Source organism: Pedobacter sp. SAFR-022 (assembly GCF_051965375.1).
GTDB lineage: Bacteria > Bacteroidota > Bacteroidia > Sphingobacteriales > Sphingobacteriaceae > Pedobacter.
In genome coordinates, this window is sequence record NZ_JBQCME010000003.1 from 440634 (window position 1) to 458921 (window position 18288).

Consider the following 18288-nt stretch of genomic DNA (forward strand, 5'->3'; position numbering starts at 1 on the left):
AGCCGCAGCAGTTTGAAACTGTTGCGGCTTTCCATATAATTTATTTCAGCTTACGGCCAAATACCAAGGTTCATGTAAGAAACGGCGATCTTGTCAATAGAACCAACAAAAGCAGCCATTCTTAAGGTATCAACACCAGGCTTAACCTTTAAAGTCTCTCTGATCTCGTGGTAAGAATGGATCATGGTATCCTCAAGACCAGAGTTTACCAATTCCATTTCAGAAGCTCCTTTTACCAACATTGAGCGGTGTTCTGCAGGAATGCTCTTTCCAGTTAAGCTTTCAAGAGTATTAATCAGATTTGCATTTGAGTTTTCCGCATAACGGTTTTCCATACGACCAAAAGCAACGTGTGAAAGGTTTTTCAACCACTCGAAATAGGAAACGGTTACACCACCAGCATTGCAGTACATATCCGGAATAATGATACCACCCATTTCAGTAAAGATCTCTTCCGCACCTGGCGTAGTTGGTCCGTTTGCACCTTCAGCAATAATTTTTGCTTTGATGTTTCTGATGTTTGCTTCTGTGATCTGGTTTTCCAAAGCCGCTGGCACAAGGATGTCACATGGCTGCTCTAAGCCTTCCATCGAGTTTTTAAACTCCGTAGCGCCTTTGAAGCCAAGGATTGAACCGGTTAACTTACGATGAGCAAATACCTCATCGATGTTAAATCCATTCTCGTTGTAAATTGCGCCTTCAAACTCGCAAAGACCTACGATCGTTGCGCCCATCTCAGAAAGGAATTTCGCAGAGTGGTAACCCACATTTCCTAACCCCTGAACAATTACACGTTTATCACCAAGACCTGCTTTCAAGCCAAGCTTAGCCATATCTTCACCTACGCTTACACATTCTCTGATTGCAAAAGCAACACCGCGACCGGTAGCTTCCTTACGCCCACGGATACCGTGCAATGCAATCGGTTTACCCGTAACACAACCTAACGCGTCCAGAGAACCTGGATTCATGGTCATATAGGTGTCGGCGATCCAGCTCATTTCACGCTCCCCTGTTCCGTAATCCGGTGCAGGAACGTCAATACCAGGACCAATGAAGTTCTTTTTTATTAATTCGGTAGTATACCTACGGGTGATGTTCTCCAGCTCACTTACCGTATAATTTTTCGGATTGATCCGGATACCACCTTTTGCACCACCAAAGGGAACGTTTACGATGGCACATTTATAGGTCATCAATGCAGCTAATGCCATCACTTCATCCTCATTCACCATTTCACTGTAACGGATACCACCTTTAGTAGGGCTCATGTGGTGAGAGTGCTCCACACGCCAGGCATCAATAACTTCAAAACCATTTCCCCTTCTAATTGGAAACTGGAAACGATATACACTGTTGCAAGCTTTAATTTGATTCAGTAGACCTTCCGGATGGGAGGTGAATTTTGCGGCGTTGTCAAAATTCGCACATACGTCTGTAAAGAAGTTTGTTTCGTTTGCTAGATTAGCCATTATTTGTTTTTTATGTTTTTCGTTAGTTTACCTCATTAAGGCTGCAAAATTGCATTAAAAAATATCATTTATGCAAATGGCCATGAGCTTAGTGTATTCGTCACACCTAAGCATTTAGTCGTACAAAACAAGGATTTAAGAGGATAGAATTAGTTTTTCGGATCAGAATATTTTTCTAATTTTTTTAATCTTCTGTCGATTGAAAATAAAAATAAGATCAAACCGATGAGGATTATAGCCGCACATGCCACGACCACGTAGATTTTACCTGAAGCATAAATACTTTCTTCCAGGGAAGATGATGCGCCCTGCGCAAATATCTGAAGGCTTACTGTTAACATTAACAGTGTGAATAATATTTTTTTCATGATTATAGCGTCGTCGTTTTATCTAGTGCACGTACCCGGAATTTAAGCGTGTATATCCAGTATCCAATCAGGATCCAGCCCAGACATGCAGGATAGAAAACCGTACGCATACGACTGTCCAGGTCATAGGAATTAAAGCCAGGGTTCCCGCCATTCCCCGGGTGCAGCGAATCAGACAATCTTGGTAAAACAAAAAGCAGCACCACCATCATTGGAAATGCAAATATGTTATAGATGGCCGAAATTTTAGCACGCTTTTGTTCCTCATCAATGGCGTTGCGAAGTACCAGGTAAGCAAAATACAGCAGCAAAGCAATTGCAGCAAAGTTTTGCTTTACGTCAAAGCTCCATGCCTGCCCCCAGGTGTACTTTGCCCATACCGCGCCTGTCACAATTCCAAGAACGCCAAAGACAATCCCCACGTTCACACTCTCTACCGCTTTCAAGTCGTTTGTAGGATTGCTGGATAACAGATATTTGATGCTGTGAAAAACCGAAACGCCAAACAAAATAATCATACTGAACCACATCGGAACATGGAAATACAAATTCCGGATACTTTCATGTAGTATGGGCAACTTCGGTACACTATTCAAAAAGCCGGCAACGGTGGCATACAATACCAACACAGAACCCAAAACTTTCCACCAGTCTTTATACATGGATAACAGATTTTAATCGCGCCAAAGGTAAGGAAATAACAGTAAAGAAACGGCGCAGACCAGTACATTAATGACCAGTAGCATACCAATTTCATCTATGCTAACGCTCCGGTCTAAGCCGTCAATGGCGTTTTTCGTTAGTTTGATCAACACAATCAGCACCGGAATGATCACCGGAAAGCTCAATATGGCCATCAACATTCCGCCATTTCCAGCCTTGGAAGAAATCGCGGAGATCATGGTAAATATGCTCGAAAAGCTTAAACTGCCCAATATCGTGGCAAGGAAATAAAGGCCGAGATCCGCGGGCACGTAGCCAAACACCATGATGTAGAATCCGAGTGCAATGACCGTGAGCAGCATCATCAGCAAAATGTTATACAATGTTTTGGAAATAATAAGCGCAAGCGGACTGGCAATGGTGTAAATATAAAGTTGCCTTCCCTTACTTTCCTGCAAAAAGCTCTTTGAGACCGCATTTATGGAGGCAAAAAGCATGATGATCCAGAACAGCGCATTCCAGGTTACCGGGTTAGCGCTAACGCGCGACAGGAAACACACGAATATGGTCGACACCACGTACAACAGCACACCGTTCAACGCATATTTCGAGCGCCATTCTAAAAGCAACTCCTTTTTTACCAAAAACTTTACCTGATCAAATAACGTCATCAATAAAGCGATCTAAACCGACACTGCGTTTGCCGGAGGAAACACCTTTTTAGGACTCCGCACCGTAATGAGCGCTAAAGCACCTGCCAGGATTACAAACCAACCCCATTTGTATTTCACCACACTCGCGGCGAAGTTGATGGCTTTCTTAAAATGAATGAAACTGAAGGCGTCGTGAGATTTGAAATACACGCCCGCAAGCGTTACCAATACAAGCGTAACGCCCAGCCATCCACATATACGCATCAGCCTGGATCTTTCCATGAAGGATGCAGCAAACGCAACCAGCACTACAAGGTAGAATATGGTTGCTATGGAAACATCAAGATCGAAATAGTTCCAGTTGCCGATGATCGGAAGGTGAACCAGGGGGCACATACCCCCTACCGCCATAAGCGCTGCTCCAACAACCCCTTGAATTTTCATACTAGCCTTGTGTATTGATACCCATTTTATCTGCAAAATGCGCACAGTAATCACGCAGATCCTCAACAATTAACTGCTCTCCAGTTGCTTTAAGGAAGGTATCACCCATGGTTTGCAGGGTCTCGTAGAAGAAACGCTTCATTTCATCTACCGGCATATCCTTCGTCCAAAGGTCAATACGCAAAGAGTTTTTGTAATTATGATCCCATAATGCCAGCATCATAGATTTTACAGGCATCTGCTCCTTATTCTCTGCATCAGTAGACTCCCATAAAAGGTTCTCAGGCACATTATTGTCGTCCAGCTCTACGGTAATTTTAATTTCAGCTTTTTTCATCGATTCTATTATTATCAGGCAAATGCATTCGCCTGCGGTTTATGTTATGGTTTTATTAGCTATTCAGCACACTTAACTTCAGTATAAATACAAATACAAGCGTGAAAATAATGAAAGCACATTCGATCACCCAAAGGTTCAAGGTTGAGGGAATGAACTTTCTGAAGATCTGATCAGAAAGAAATGATATCACAACAGCCAGAAAACAAACTGCTATCCACAGCCCGTTCACCTGGTGATCAATGCCGTTGGATATTTCAGGTTTACCGAAAATAAGCAGGCCAGCCATTACCAGACTTAAGGCAGTTACAATATTCAGCGGCGTCAGTTTAAAATTCAAGTCCTTTACCGTTTAGTTTTCTTTCTTTTCCAGGCTGGTGTTTTATCGGTTTTCTTCTTTACCTCGAAAACACGTTTTTTCTCATGAAAAGCACCTTTAAAATCCGGATCTTCTTTTCTCTTTTGAGCATCGATTTCCCTTGCCATCGCCTGGCGCTCTTCGTAAGGCGTCTCTTCCACAAATACCTCCGGTGGAAGCGGCATTACCGGGATGGTCTGTCGTATTAACTTCTCGATCTTCCGGATGTAATACTTTTCGGCTTCTGTATAAAATGTTAATGCCTCACCCGTTGCCAGAGCACGCCCGGTACGACCAATGCGGTGTACATAATCTTCTATAATTATGGGCACGTCAAAGTTTATGACGTGACTTACGTCAGAAACATCTATTCCTCTGGAGGCCACATCTGTAGCTACAAGCACGCGAATATTGCCCTCTTTAAATGCACTAATGGAATTGATCCGGGTGTTCTGCCCTTTGTTCGCGTGAATCACACGAACGTTCTCCGCACCAAAACGACGGCTGATAAATGCAAAAATGGAATCTGCAACAACCTTCGTTTTGCAGAAAATGATCAATCGTTTAACCGCGTCATCGTTCTTCAGCAAATGCTGCAGCAAGTTTATCTTAGTTTTGAAGTTCGGAACTTCATAAAAGGTCTGTGTAATGGTTGCTGCAGGCGTTGCACGCTCTGCCGCCTCTATAACCGTCGGATTTTTCAGGAAATCACCTGCAATTTTTTGCACCAGATCACTCATGGTCGCAGAGAAAAGTAAATTCTGCCGCTTTCTTGGCACAATTTCGAGAATCCGGTGGATGGAGCCAATAAAGCCCATATCCATCATCTTGTCGGCCTCATCAAGTACCAGGAAACGCAGACTTTGTGTGTTAATGTGTCCTGCAAGATAGATATCCAGGAATCTTCCTGGAGTAGCAATGATAATATCCACGCCGGCTTTCACCTGTTCAATCTGGGTCTTTGGACCGATACCGCCATAAACCACCACAGCCCGCAAGTCAGTATATTTAGCAAACATCTTTACATGATCTGCAATCTGCATGGCAAGCTCACGTGTTGGCGAAAGGATCAGTGCACGCGGATTTTCTCCCTGTGCATATTTCAGTTGCATCAGCATTGGCAGCAGGTAGGCAGCTGTTTTTCCAGTGCCGGTTTCTGCAATACCAAAGATATCCTGTCCGGATAATACCGGAGCAATGGCCTTTTCCTGAATCGGCGTCGCTACGGTAAAACCGGCATCTTCTACAGCATTTAAAATCTGTCGGTTGAGTTTAAACTCTTCGAATTTTTTGGACATTCGGCAAATATAGGCATTAAAATAGCTGTGCGAGGCCTTCGGCCAACTATTATACATTTTGACCCCTGGCAGACTTCCAGCGGGCACCGTCCACCTTTTGCAGCAGGTGCTGTTCTACTGCTTAGCTCTGCTCCAGGAATGGCAGCGCAATACACATGGAATCCGACTCCGAATGGAAAAACGATTCAATCTTATCAACGGTCCGCTCGGTAGCCAGATTCGTGTTGAAATATTCGATCACAGATGCTTTCATGGATTGCACTTGCTCCTGACTCATGGCCAGGGCGCTCTGTATAGCTTCGTCAAGTGATTCATAACTGGTATAAGTAATGCAGTTTTTCAGATGTTCTAAGGGTGGATAGAATAACTCGTTATATTGCAGAATAGGTATCGTTCCAACGGCCATAGCCTCAAACGCATTATGCGACCATGGCATTCTTACGCCTGGCAGGCAGAGATAAAAATCCGATTTACTTAAAATCGACAACCAGTCGTCATCCGGAGTTCTTGCTTCACTAATGATAAACTTTTGCCTTGCAGTTTCAGCACTCAGAAGACCATATAGGTGTTCTTTACTACCTGATCGTAAAATTGCGGGATCTTCTGCATATTTAGCATCAATGTGGTCGAGTACTTCAACCCTGGAGATTGTACCTGCAAATTTCTCCTTTAGGACGGATTTATTATATAACTTGCGTTCGAAGTTGCCGGCAAAAATAATCCGGGCACACCTACGCTGCCTCCGGAAAATGGCAAAGTCCGATGCCTTCAGATAACCCTGGTAAAATCTCGGGTGAAGCGTGTAAGGCATGTAATACCCATCTATTTTATGCCTGATCAATGCATATCCATAGCTAAACTTAATTAGTTTCTTCCTTTTGCCTCCTTCTTGAAGCACTACCGTGTCTTCTTCCTCCTCCGTATTACGAACCAATTTGAAACCTTGGTCCAGCAGCATTTTCTTGTAGGGTGCATCGTCAGCAAAGAAACCTTCATTGACCCGGAGCACCGGCTCAAAGCCACTGAATTTAAAAACCTGACTTAGGATAAATGAATACCGCCCCATATCCTTATTCAGGATACGGTCTGAAAAGGTAATAACCGCGGTTTTATGATCCGCATGAAGCGGCACCTTGCCTTTTGTTTGGGAAAAGTATTTTAAAAGCCGTGTAAGCTTGCTCGGAATGTTTTTAAGTTTTCGCTCAATGTACATTGTAAGATCTAATTTCGTCTGCTGCGCATATCGCATATAAGGTAGAAAATATTCTGTAAAAAGAAATGATTAACCGTTGCTTCGCTTAAGGCGGTTCACAATCAGTTGCCTATTAAAACAGCTCGATAGAATTACTTTATTCGTTTATTTACTGCAGCTTACATCAACATAAACTCAAAATGATACTTTATTCAGATTTAATCCACCATTAAAAATGTGCATCATTTTGATTAGCTTTTTAGGCCGGAATGACTGAAAATAGTCAACAATTGATACAAATATCTTTAGCCTAACCTGGAAACTCTTAAGTTTGAAGCAATGAACACGATCCTCCTAAAAAACGCGACGCTCGTAAATGAAAACCAGGTTTTTGTTTCTGATGTACTCCTGAAAGCTGGAAGAATAGAAAAGATTGCCAGCACTATCGAATATGCAGGTGCTATGGAAATCAATGCCGAGGGATTACACCTGCTGCCTGGCATGATCGATGACCAGGTACACTTCCGTGAGCCGGGTTTAACGCACAAAGCTGATATCTTCTCAGAAAGCATGGCGGCCGTTGCTGGTGGCATCACCTCCTTTATGGAAATGCCAAATACGGTACCCAATACTTTGACCCAGGAACTGCTAACAGACAAGTACAGCATTGCTGCTGAGGTGTCGCTGGCAAATTATTCCTTTTATATGGGCGCCTCCAACAACAACCTGGAAGAAGTGTTAAAAACAGATCCCAAAAATGTATGCGGCATTAAAGTTTTTATGGGTTCCAGTACTGGAAATATGCTGGTGGATAATGAAAAAGTATTGGAAAACATCTTCCGCGAGGCACCGATGCTTGTTGCTACCCATTGCGAAGATGAGGCAACCATACAGCGTAATCTGGCGGCCTATAAAGCACAATACGGCGATGAGCTAACGATAAACATGCACCCCAAGATCAGAAGTGAGGAAGCCTGTTATCTTTCCTCCTCTTTAGCGGTATCGCTTGCTAAAAAGTACAATACCCGACTACACATCCTGCACATCTCCACTGCCAGGGAAGTTGCCCTGTTCGATAATACACTTCCTCTTCAAGAGAAGCGGATTACTGCTGAGGCATGTGTGCATCACCTGTGGTTTGATGACCGGGATTATGCAAATAAAGGCAATTGGATCAAGTGGAATCCTGCAATCAAGACTGAAGCGGATAAGAATGGTGTACTTGCAGGACTGCTGAACGATCATATCGACGTTATCGCAACCGATCACGCACCCCACACCATTGAGGAGAAAGAACAGCCCTACAGTTCCGCACCTTCTGGCGGACCCCTGGTGCAGCATGCATTGCCTACGTTGCTAGAAATGTACCACCAGGGCAAGATCTCCCTTCAAAAAATCGTGGAAAAAACCGCCCATAATGTTGCAACGTGTTTCAACATCAAAGAAAGAGGCTTCATACGCGAAGGATACTGGGCCGACCTGGTATTGGTAAACCTGAATGATCCCTTTAAGGTAACCCGTCAGAATGTGCTTTATAAATGTGGCTGGTCTCCTTTTGAAGATCAGACGTTCCAGTCGGAAGTTGTCCACACTTTCGTTTCAGGAAATCTGGCCTACTCAAATGGTAAGTTTACGACCAATGAAACTGGCAAGCGTCTGGAGTTTATTCGCTAAACCCTAACATTAATAACGATCAGAAATAGGAATGCGTGCAGGAAAGCAAAGCCTTAAACGACAATTGATGATAAACGGCCTCTTGGCCGTTTTAATCTTTTTCATCGGCTTAAACAGCAACATTGTAGAGCAGCTCTATTCCGGGTTTTTCTACAAATATCTCTCGCTGGTGCTAAGGAGCATCAGCGGCCTGTTTCCTTTTCCGTTGGGTGACATACTCTATGTGCTGTTCATAGGTTTTATTTTATACCGTGCGTTCAACTACCTCAGGATATTAAAAACTGCCAAGCCCAGACGACCTATGCTTCTTGCAGCGCCACTGCATCTGTTAAACTTCAGTTTAATCCTATACATTGCCTTCAAACTGCTCTGGGGCTTGAATTACGCCAGACCTTCCATTGCAGAACAACTCAAGATCGGTAATGAAAAATATAGCCCTGAGCAATTAACCGCACTGGCAAAATTTTTAATCAAACAGATCAACGGCATACAAGTCGAGCGCTTAACGCAACAGGATCCCGAATCACAACATTACACGACTGCAGCGTTGGAGCATCTGGCTGCTTCCGCATACCAGGAAATGCATGCTAAAGCCCCATTCTTCAGCTATCGTCAACCCGCATTGAAAAAAGTCTTAAACACTTGGGCAATTACAAAAATCGGGCTTGAAGGCTACTACAATCCCCTATCCGGGGAGGCCAATGTTAACATGAGGATTCCGGCACACGGGCTTCCCTTTGTTGCTTGCCATGAAATTGCACACCAACTTGGTGTTGGACGTGAAGATGAAGCAAACCTGGTCGGCTATCTCGTTGCATCGAACAGTGGAGATCTGAATTTTAAATATTCAGCAACCTATAGTGTGCTCCGCAACGTTCTGTTTGAGGTCCGCATTAAGTTGCCAGAGGAATACGAAGAACTTGCCGCAAGCATCAATGAAGAAACAAAACTGGATTTTAAGCGTGACCGGGATTTTTGGATGAAATACAACAGCGACATGTATGCTTACATGGATGTTGCCCTGGACAGCTTTTTGAAGTTAAACAATCAACAAAAAGGCATTAACAGCTACCAGGACATTGTGATCTGGGTATACAACCTGCACAAACACGAATTATAACACAGGTAATCCATCGGCACGAGACCGGATCACCATCATGATCCTTGCAATACTTGCTGCCCGCAATTTCGCGTTTTCTGCAACTTCTCCGGCAAAAAGGGCATCCAGCGTTTCGTTGAAGAGGGAGAGCCAGCGATCAAAATGCCGCTGCTCAACAGGTAACTGCAGGTGTTTAGGCATGGGATCATCCTTGTACTTCCTGGTATATAGCAAAATTGTAGACCAGAAATCCACCATCCTGTTCAGATGCGGCGCCCAGTTGTCCTTTATGATCGGCTCGAAAATAGGGCCCAGCAAGTCGTCTGCACGCACTTTAGCATAAAAGGTATGCACGAGGAGGGCAACATCATCCTCATTTCCAATATCAGTTCTTTTTTCCATATCCATCTCAGCTCAATTCTACAAAGCTACGAACTTAAACACCATTTATGATCTGAATTGCTTTCTCCAGAAGTTCGTCTTTCCCCGCTTTGATCCCCTGGATCGTTGGTTTGATTTCATAGTCGATCCGAATGCCTTTGCGTTGAGTCTCCGTACCATCAGGGTACAATACGCCGATTCCAGAGATCATCGTCGAAATTCCGCCCGGCAGCGTAATTGCAGACACATTACCATCAGCTGCAGCCGTCGTACTACCGATAACGGCTACGTTTGGTGAGCCGTCCTTATCTCCATGCTGTCTAGCGCCACAGGTGCACCGCCTTCGGCACTTTTACCCGGTTTAAAGCCCAAAACATTACAGCGCTAAAACAAATAAAGCCTAAAACATTTCTAAATTTGCAGTTATGGCAAAGATATCCATCAACCTGGCTACAGGTTCTTTACAAAAGGAAGAGATTATTGTTGGTATAGACTTAGGTACAACCAACAGTTTGGTTGCGTTTATCAACCCTGAAAATAATCCACAGGTCATCAATGACACAGGTAAAGGTTTATTGGTACCATCTGTTGTACATTTCAATGCCAATGGCGATGCTGTTGTTGGTAATGAAGCCAAATCTTTCCTGATCAGTGATCCTGCGAACACGATATTTTCCGTGAAGCGACTGCTTGGCCGTTCTTACAAGGACGTTGCAGCTCACCAGGACACTTTTTCTTATAAAGTTATAGACGACGATACAGAATCACTGGTAAAAATCCAGGCCGGCAATAAGTTTTATACGCCCATTGAATTATCCGGATTGATCCTTAAAGAATTGAAAGACCGGGCAGAACACGCCTTGAAAACACCGGTAAACCGGGCTGTGATCACAGTGCCTGCTTATTTCAATGATAGTCAGCGTCAGGCCACACGGGATGCTGGAAAACTTGCAGGGCTTGATGTGCTAAGAATCGTAAATGAGCCTACCGCAGCAAGCTTAGCCTACGGTATCGGACTTGACCCGACACAAACAAAGACCATTGCTGTCTACGATCTGGGTGGTGGTACCTTCGACGTGTCGATCCTTGCGATCCAGAATGGTATTTTCGAGGTGCTTGCAACGAATGGAAATACTTTCCTTGGAGGTGATGACTTCGACCGTGCGATTGTACACTACTGGATAGAGCAGAACAAAATCAGTGCTGAAGCCTTAGCGGCAGATGCCGGATTGATGCAGACACTTCGTCTGAAAGCAGAAGCAGCAAAGATTGCCCTGAGTACTCAAAACATTTACAATGAAAAGCTCGAACTAACCAACGACCAAGCTGCGGAGATCTGGTGCAGCATCACGAGAATCAAGTTCGAGGAACTTATCGCCGCCAAAGTACAGGAGACCATCGATTCTTGTCAACAAGCACTAACGGATGCAAAGCTCAGCATAGCAGATATCGACGAAGTGGTAATGGTTGGTGGTTCAACAAGAACACCGTACGTGAAGCAACAGGTTGCCGCTTTCTTCGGCTCAACACCACATGATCAGATCAACCCGGATGAAGTGGTTGCGCTTGGTGCGGCTATTCAAGCGGACATCCTTGCTGGTAACCGCTCCGATATCTTACTGCTTGACGTTACACCACTTTCCCTGGGTATCGAAACCATGGGGGGATTGATGGATGTTATCATTCCACGAAATTCAAAAGTGCCCACCAAAGCTGGCCGCCAATATACAACGTCACTGGACGGACAGGTGAACATGAAAATTTCTGTGTTCCAGGGTGAACGTGATCTGGTTTTTGAAAACAGGAAATTGGCAGAATTTGATCTCAAAGGTATTCCATCAATGCCTGCTGGATTCCCGAAGGTAGACATCAACTTCATGCTTAATGCCGATGGTATCCTGACGGTGCAGGCGATAGAGCTACGCTCGGGTGTAAAGCAGGAGATTGACATCACGCCATCTTACGGGCTGTCTGACGAAACCGTTGAGCAGATGTTAATCGATTCCATTACGCACGCAAAAAGCGATGTAGAACAGCGCATGCTGATCGAAGCCAGAAGCGAAGGTGAACAGTTGGTGTATACAGCCGAACGTTTCATCGAGAAGAATGGATTCGTGCTAACTGAATCTGAAAAATCGGAAACCTTAAAATACATCGCCGCTTTGAAGGACGCACTTGCTACTGCAGAGAAAGACAACATACTTAAGAAGGCAGACGAGTTGAATGAGTTCACCCGTCCATTTGCAGAACGTCTGATGGACATTGCAGTTTCTCAAGCGATGAAAGGCAAAAGCATAGAATAATTTAACAGCAACCTTGTTGCCTGATATATACTGGCGTAAATGAAAAGATCTTTTATTTACGCCATTTTTATGTTCGCCTGGTTTACGCTAAGCAGTTGGGGATTTTTTGCCCACATGCAGATTAATCAGCTCGCAGTTTACACGCTGCCGCAAGGCCTCAGCAGGTTCTATAAGAACAACATAAAGTATATTCGTGACCATGCCGTTGACCCCGACAAACGGCGGTATTCAGACTCTTTAGAGGCGCCAAGGCATTACCTTGATGTTGAGGTTTATGAAAAAAGCATTGACAGTATACCATATAAATGGGAAGATGCACTGGCTAAATATGGCCGGCCAAGGCTACAAGAAAGCGGTACCCTACCCTGGCAGATACAGATCAGCTACTACAAACTGGTTAATGCCTTTAAAGCCTGTGATTCCATACGGATTCTCCTGTATTCCGCCTATCTCGGCCATTACCTGGGCGATGCACACGTGCCCCTGCATACAACAGAGAACCATAATGGCCAGCTAAGCAATCAGTCCGGAATTCATGCATTCTGGGAAAGCCGGCTGCCCGAACTTTTCGCGAAGGACTACAACTTCCTGGTTGGCCGGGCGAGTTACATAGACAATCCGCTTAAAGCAGCCTGGAAAATCGTAAAGCATAGCCATGGGCTGGTCGATAGTACGTTATCCCTGGAGCAGGAGCTTAAGAAAGCTACGCCCGCATTCAGCCGCTACAGCTACTCCAAAAGAAAAGGTCAGGTGTTAAAACAATACTCCGCGAAGTACTCCAGGGCCTATAACCTGAAACTAAATCACATGGTTGAAAAGCAAATGCGATCCTCGATCAAAGCCGTCGGCGATTTCTGGTTCTCTGCATGGGTAGATGCGGGACAACCAAAAATGGAAAACATGATCAGAGTACCTGACTCCGAACTGGAAAGGCAGCGCGAAGAAAGACTTAACAACAAGTACGAAGGCGGAAAGATTATCGGACGAGAAAACTAAACTTCCGTAACTTTCTTCTTGCTGAATTTAGATTTCAAAGCCGCAAATATCGCAGGGAAGAAAGTTACTACGGCAATCACAAGAATCACAATATCAAAATTCTTCTTTACCACTGGAATCTGGCCTAAAAGGTATCCTGCCAATAGCAAACTGGCGATCCAGGTTACCCCACCAATCACATTGTACATGGTAAACCGGCCAAAAGGCATCTTTGCGACACCTGCAACAAAAGGTGCTATGGTGCGGAAAATTGGAAGAAAACGGCTAAAGATTATGGCTTTACCACCATGTTTCTCAAAGAACTCATGAGACTGGTAGTAATATTCCAGTTTAAGGATTTTGTTTTCTGCTTTGAAGACCTTCACGCCGAGCAGACTGCCCAGTTTGTAGTTTACAGTGTTCCCCAATATAGCAGCAACAATCAAGATTACAAGCATCACCCAGATACTCAAGCCAGTTTTCTCACCAGCGATTAAAGTTCCCATAGCAAACAGCAGGGAGTCTCCAGGAAGAAACGGTGTAACGACAAATCCGGTTTCCGCAAAAATGATCAGAAACAGTATCAAATAAGTCCAGGTCTGGTATTCGCTAATAATGATCTCGAGGTGCTTATCTATATGCAGCAGGAAATCGACAAACTGTGATAAAAATTCCAAAATAATCTTTTTTGTCAAAAATATAAATTTACGTGTGATTCCGGTCCACTTTATTCTTTTTATCGGCTTTCTTACTTTCCCGTAACAAACCTGTGTGTTATTGACGGCACAGGTTCTCGGTTTTTGTGTCAGACAAGGTTTAGGTTGACAAGGGGTTAACAAGGGGTTGACAGGGGGTTGACAGGGCCCTTACCCGGCAATGATCTTGTCAACCCCCTGCCAAGCCCGGGCAAGCACCCTGTTTATGCCATGGCTTGATCAAATCGAGCCAGTATGCTGTTCGGAACAAGCATTTTAGTATGTTTACACCATAAACCAGCTATTTTGAAAACAACCTTGTTAGCGTTCCTGATCTTGGCCATTGGTTTTGTTGTTCAGGCCCAATCACCAAAGCTAGAACTGAGCCCCGTGACTGATCAGAAAACAACTGCGCTTTTAAGCAGTATTGAACAGTTTGAAACCTTCGAGGGAACAAAATTATACCTAAAGATTTTTGTGCAAGGTAATCCGCCAGGTTCGGCGAAAATTCCGGGAGGCCATGAGATATCCCATAATCTACTGTTGATCGTCGGCGAATATGACCTGTACTTTGATGGAAAGCTGTTTAAGGTGGGTGAGTTCTATAGGCCTAGAATAAAGGCTAAATACGAGTCTCAGGGTAAGATTAAGCTTAAAGTTGAACATGGCCTGGCAGCGAATAGAAAAGAAGCTGAGATCACCGTTGATCTTGATCAAGTCACTTTAAACTAAAAAAGCCTGGTTTTACAACCAGGCCTTCTCTTGTATCCGTTTAGGAATTAATTATAGCTGTTTAGCATAACTGGCATAACCAGCATCAGCACATCTTCATTTTCGTCATTGGTTTGTGGGATCAGTAAACCCGCTCGATTTGGTGTAGATAACTCTAATGTTACCTCTTCACCCGATAAGTTGCTAAGCATCTCAATCAGGAATCGTGCATTGAAGCCAATTTCAAGGTCTTCACCTTCATATTGACAGCTTAGGCGCTCATGTGCTTCATTTGCAAAGTCAAGATCTTCAGAAGAGATGTTCAACTCGCTGCCGCTGATCTTCAATCGTACCTGGTGTGTTGTTTTGTTAGCGAAAATCACAACCCTTCTCAAAGTGTTTAAGAATAATGCACGATCAATGATCAGCTTATTAGGATTGTTAGCAGGAATAACCGCTTCGTAATCTGGATAGCGCTCATCAATTAAACGGCAAACCAGATTAATATTCTCAAACTTGAAGAAAGCACTGGTGGCATTGTAGTCAACCGAAACGCTAACCTCGGTATTTGGTAAAGCAGCTTTCAATAGCGTTAATGCTTTTTTAGGTAAGATGAAAGAAGCAGTCTTATCAGCTTTGCTGTCTTTACGTCTGTATCTTACCAGCTTATGCGCATCCGTAGCTACGAAAGTGATGTGCTGGTCCGAAAGCTGACAAAACACGCCAGTCATCGCTGGACGAAGTTCGTCATTACTCACCGCGAATATGGTTTTGGTAATCGCCTCGGTCAATACCGCAGCTGGAAGTTCAACAGAAGAAGCATTCTCTACCACTGGGATCTTCGGGAAATCGTCGCCGTTTTCACCACTCAATTTGTACTTACCATCACCTGCACTGATTTCAATAACAAAGGAGTTATCATCAATATTGAAAGCAATAGGTTGATCTGGAAGTGTTTTTAAAGTATCTAACAAGATCTTGGCCGGGATAGCAACTTTTCCGCCTTCTTTAGCTTCAACCGGTAGAGCGGTGGTCATACTGGTTTGTAAATCAGTAGCAGAAATGGTCAGGTTGCCGTCGCTGATTTCAAAAAGGAAGTTCTCCAAAATTGGCAAAACAGTACTGCTGCTTGAGGCACCATTTACTGTTTGTAAATGTTTAAGTAAAGTAGATGTGGATACAATAAATCTCATAGTATGATCTTGTAAATCTCAAAAATATACAATTTTACCTTGTATACTTATATTTGCGATAATAATGTTGAAAAATGCCGAATAATATCAATAGCCCTATCGGAAGCAGTACATTCATTATCTGCCAGGTTAACTTTTCGGTCCTGAGCCGTGTTTTATCAAGTAGTCTGACCTTAACATCTTTGTTTCTCAGCGCAATTAAGTTATCCTCACTCGACAGGTAATCAGCAATATTCAGCAACAATGCCTTGTTACCGAAATTCTGCTGTGTAAAGCGGTCAAAGCCTAGCGGAAAGACCGAATTGTCCGTTGCACTTACCTGATTTTTAAAGATATCGCCGTCGCCAATCACGATCATACGTGTTGTTTTGCTCCTTTGGAAATTTCCATAGGAGCTAGTGATGCCTTCTGGAAGTGCCCTGTTATAGAATACCGATGGGAAGTTACCCTCCATCAACACTCCTACGGGTTTAGCAGTACTGGCATAATCTCTAGGGTCTGGTTGCTCTGCCACCATCTGTAAGGATAAAAGCTTGGGTGTACTGTGCAGTTTGTTATATGGTGAGGTCGATAATATGGTTGTTTTACTTATACCTTTAACACCTATGGTGTCAATGGTGCTCACAAACTCAGCCCTCACACCATCAATATTCTTGACGAGTGCTGATGAAGTATCCGGTAAAAGGATTGGATAATATAGCCATGGTGCCATTTGGATCTGATTTTGATTTCCGTCGCCCATCGCCAATGGGATTTCAGCACAATTGGCATCCGCAACCAGATTGTAATTGATCCTCGCGCCGTAAATAAACAGCATATCATCAAGGTTCAACGCTTTGTTAAATGCCAGCTGTTCCGTTTTTCCGCGAAGGCTATCCAAATCTGCACTTACCTGATCGATGCTCCAAACCAGACTACCGCCTTTCATAACAAAGTAGTCGAGCTTGTATTTCTCTGCTTCAGTAAAAGGTTGCTGGGGTTTGGTTATGAAAAGAATCTTTAAGCGATCAAGCCCGGCCTTGTCGATAACCTTCAGGTCTACACGTCCGGCTTCATAGGTGGTCGATAATGATTTTAAGGCATCACTAAGCTGAAGATCCGAAAGCTCCCCATTGCCTTCCGTAAAACCTATTCTTGGATTCTCCCCGGTTACCACTTTCTTAATTGCCGAGGTAAAGGTGTATTCCAGGTTTTGTATGGAGCTGTTGATGTTATCTTCATAACTTCCCGCGGCATCCATATTCTGGAGCAGCTTCACTGGTAACTGCCGTCCTTCACAAGAGACCACTGCCATCGGGAATATCGTTTTCTGTGCAAAGCCATTGTCATTCTTGATATTCAAGGTAGTTGGCTCTACGCCGACACTATAAAGTCTACGAATTACAGTATCCTGTTCATTCAGTGGTAATCCAGAAATCGGATCGCTGAACACCACATTTATTTTAACATTTGCAAGTGCCTTATAGTCGTTCAGGAGATCTGATGTGGCAAGCTTCAGCCGCTTAAAGGCGGCGGGTAAATCACCATCCAGGAACACCGTGACGTTGATCTCCTGTTGGGCTTCGCGGAGAATGGCCTCCGTTTTCGGGTTCAAAGTATACCGTTTTTCTTTGGTGAAATCAAAACGTGTATAGATGTACTGTGAGGCAAGATTTAAAAGCACCAGTAAAAGTAGGCCAGCCAGCAGCTTAAAGCCTCTATTTTTGAATACTACCATTTACGTCCTCCTATCACAAACCGGGTTAATAGTAAAAAGAAGCTTACCATGGAAAGAAAATAGATCGCATCCCGGGTATCCAATACGCCCCGACTGATGGACTGATAATGTTCATTCACACTTAGAAATACAAAGAAATCCTGCAAAACAGCAAGTACTTCCATCCTGGCCATGGCATCGAAACCATTATACATGATGAAACAAAGGAACACTGCAATTGCGAATGCGATAACCTGGTTTTTGGTCACCGAAGAGGCAAATACGCCAACTGCGGTAAAGGAAGCACCAAGGAACAATAGTCCGATATATGATCCGATTATGGCACCGGTATCTACATTACCCGAGGGCATGGCGAGATTTGAAATGCTATAATAATAGATGAAAGTAGGTATCAATGCGCAAAATACCAGCACCAGACAGGCAAAGTACTTTGCCAAGATGATCTGCCAATCGGTTAGCGGCCTGGTTGCCAAGAGGATGTAGGTACCCTCCCGTCGTTCTTCAGCGAATGAGCGCATACTGATTGCGGGAATGAGGAACATGAATAGAAATGGTGCGAGGCTAAAGAAGCCCGTAAGTTCTGCGTAGCCATAATCCAGCATTGAGGTATCTGGAAAAAACCACAGCAGCAATCCCGCCGCCAACAGGAAAATCCCTATGGTAATATATGCCATCAGGGAATTTAGCAAGCTAAATAATTCTCTTTTAAATACTGCGTACATGCAATTTCAGGGTTGCCGAGGTTTAAAAATTAA

The 18288-nt window shown here is 43.9% G+C and carries 20 protein-coding genes; 5 read left to right on the forward strand and 15 right to left on the reverse strand.

Annotation, left to right across the window (positions count from 1 at the left end; all coding sequences use genetic code 11):
• Positions 1 to 50: 50 nt before the first annotated feature.
• From ACTHQF_RS10405 to ACTHQF_RS10445, 9 genes are all read right to left on the reverse strand, one after another.
• Positions 51 to 1472 carry a Glu/Leu/Phe/Val family dehydrogenase gene (locus ACTHQF_RS10405; protein ID WP_440430147.1) on the reverse strand — a complete coding sequence of 474 codons (1422 nt, stop codon included), beginning with the start codon at positions 1470 to 1472 and terminating at the stop codon, positions 51 to 53.
• A 149-nt stretch (positions 1473 to 1621) separates the two neighbouring features.
• A complete protein-coding gene (locus tag ACTHQF_RS10410) occupies positions 1622 to 1840 on the reverse strand; it encodes a CcmD family protein (RefSeq protein WP_440430148.1) in 219 nt (72 codons plus the stop codon).
• Positions 1841 to 1842: 2 nt separating this feature from the next.
• Positions 1843 to 2502 carry a cytochrome c biogenesis protein CcsA gene (ccsA, locus tag ACTHQF_RS10415; protein ID WP_440430149.1) on the reverse strand — a complete coding sequence of 220 codons (660 nt, stop codon included), beginning with the start codon at positions 2500 to 2502 and terminating at the stop codon, positions 1843 to 1845.
• A 12-nt stretch (positions 2503 to 2514) separates the two neighbouring features.
• Positions 2515 to 3174, reverse strand: a complete 660-nt coding sequence (locus tag ACTHQF_RS10420) for a heme exporter protein CcmB (protein WP_440430150.1) — start codon at positions 3172 to 3174, stop codon at positions 2515 to 2517.
• A 12-nt stretch (positions 3175 to 3186) separates the two neighbouring features.
• Positions 3187 to 3600, reverse strand: coding sequence for a hypothetical protein (locus ACTHQF_RS10425; protein ID WP_440430151.1), 414 nt, complete (start codon positions 3598 to 3600; stop codon positions 3187 to 3189).
• A 1-nt stretch (position 3601) separates the two neighbouring features.
• Positions 3602 to 3937 carry a gliding motility protein GldC gene (gldC, locus tag ACTHQF_RS10430; RefSeq protein WP_440430152.1) on the reverse strand — a complete coding sequence of 112 codons (336 nt, stop codon included), beginning with the start codon at positions 3935 to 3937 and terminating at the stop codon, positions 3602 to 3604.
• Positions 3938 to 3992: 55 nt separating this feature from the next.
• Positions 3993 to 4277, reverse strand: coding sequence for a hypothetical protein (locus ACTHQF_RS10435; RefSeq protein ID WP_440430153.1), 285 nt, complete (start codon positions 4275 to 4277; stop codon positions 3993 to 3995).
• A 5-nt stretch (positions 4278 to 4282) separates the two neighbouring features.
• Positions 4283 to 5593, reverse strand: a complete 1311-nt coding sequence (locus ACTHQF_RS10440; protein WP_440430154.1) for a DEAD/DEAH box helicase — start codon at positions 5591 to 5593, stop codon at positions 4283 to 4285.
• 121 nt (positions 5594 to 5714) lie between these two features.
• Positions 5715 to 6806, reverse strand: coding sequence for a hypothetical protein (locus tag ACTHQF_RS10445; RefSeq protein WP_440430155.1), 1092 nt, complete (start codon positions 6804 to 6806; stop codon positions 5715 to 5717).
• Positions 6807 to 7124: 318 nt separating this feature from the next.
• Between ACTHQF_RS10445 and ACTHQF_RS10450 the strand changes: the two genes are divergently transcribed.
• Positions 7125 to 8459 carry a dihydroorotase gene (locus tag ACTHQF_RS10450; protein WP_440430156.1) on the forward strand — a complete coding sequence of 445 codons (1335 nt, stop codon included), beginning with the start codon at positions 7125 to 7127 and terminating at the stop codon, positions 8457 to 8459.
• Positions 8460 to 8526: 67 nt separating this feature from the next.
• Positions 8527 to 9579, forward strand: coding sequence for a DUF3810 domain-containing protein (locus ACTHQF_RS10455; protein ID WP_440430157.1), 1053 nt, complete (start codon positions 8527 to 8529; stop codon positions 9577 to 9579).
• Here the strand turns inward: ACTHQF_RS10455 and ACTHQF_RS10460 are convergent.
• Complete coding sequence (locus ACTHQF_RS10460) at positions 9574 to 9960, reverse strand: group III truncated hemoglobin (RefSeq protein WP_440430158.1); 387 nt, start codon at positions 9958 to 9960, stop codon at positions 9574 to 9576. The two genes, ACTHQF_RS10455 and ACTHQF_RS10460, sit on opposite strands and share 6 nt — an antisense overlap.
• Positions 9961 to 9994: 34 nt before the next feature.
• Positions 9995 to 10186, reverse strand: coding sequence for a hypothetical protein (locus ACTHQF_RS10465; RefSeq protein WP_440430159.1), 192 nt, complete (start codon positions 10184 to 10186; stop codon positions 9995 to 9997).
• A gap of 178 nt (positions 10187 to 10364) precedes the next feature.
• Between ACTHQF_RS10465 and dnaK the strand changes: the two genes are divergently transcribed.
• Positions 10365 to 12242, forward strand: a complete 1878-nt coding sequence (gene dnaK / locus ACTHQF_RS10470) for a molecular chaperone DnaK (RefSeq protein WP_440430160.1) — start codon at positions 10365 to 10367, stop codon at positions 12240 to 12242.
• 39 nt (positions 12243 to 12281) lie between these two features.
• Positions 12282 to 13238, forward strand: coding sequence for a zinc dependent phospholipase C family protein (locus tag ACTHQF_RS10475; RefSeq protein ID WP_440430161.1), 957 nt, complete (start codon positions 12282 to 12284; stop codon positions 13236 to 13238).
• Here ACTHQF_RS10475 and ACTHQF_RS10480 read toward each other — a convergent pair.
• Positions 13235 to 13894: a DedA family protein gene (locus tag ACTHQF_RS10480; RefSeq protein WP_440430162.1), complete on the reverse strand. Its 660-nt coding sequence runs from the start codon at positions 13892 to 13894 to the stop codon at positions 13235 to 13237. The genes ACTHQF_RS10475 and ACTHQF_RS10480 overlap by 4 nt on opposite strands.
• 324 nt (positions 13895 to 14218) lie before the next feature.
• Between ACTHQF_RS10480 and ACTHQF_RS10485 the strand changes: the two genes are divergently transcribed.
• Positions 14219 to 14644 carry a hypothetical protein gene (locus ACTHQF_RS10485; protein ID WP_440430163.1) on the forward strand — a complete coding sequence of 142 codons (426 nt, stop codon included), beginning with the start codon at positions 14219 to 14221 and terminating at the stop codon, positions 14642 to 14644.
• 47 nt (positions 14645 to 14691) lie between these two features.
• On the opposite strand, the gene dnaN is transcribed toward ACTHQF_RS10485, so the two are convergent.
• The 3 genes from dnaN to gldF are packed head-to-tail and all read right to left on the reverse strand — an operon-like array spanning position 14692 to position 18255.
• Complete coding sequence (dnaN, locus tag ACTHQF_RS10490; RefSeq protein ID WP_440430164.1) at positions 14692 to 15816, reverse strand: DNA polymerase III subunit beta; 1125 nt, start codon at positions 15814 to 15816, stop codon at positions 14692 to 14694.
• A 34-nt stretch (positions 15817 to 15850) separates the two neighbouring features.
• Positions 15851 to 17533 carry a gliding motility-associated ABC transporter substrate-binding protein GldG gene (gene gldG, locus ACTHQF_RS10495; protein WP_440430165.1) on the reverse strand — a complete coding sequence of 561 codons (1683 nt, stop codon included), beginning with the start codon at positions 17531 to 17533 and terminating at the stop codon, positions 15851 to 15853.
• Entirely contained in the window at positions 17527 to 18255 is a 729-nt protein-coding gene (gene gldF, locus ACTHQF_RS10500; protein WP_440430166.1) for a gliding motility-associated ABC transporter permease subunit GldF, read from the reverse strand. The genes gldG and gldF overlap by 7 nt, the downstream gene beginning before the upstream one ends.
• Positions 18256 to 18288 lie beyond the last annotated feature (33 nt).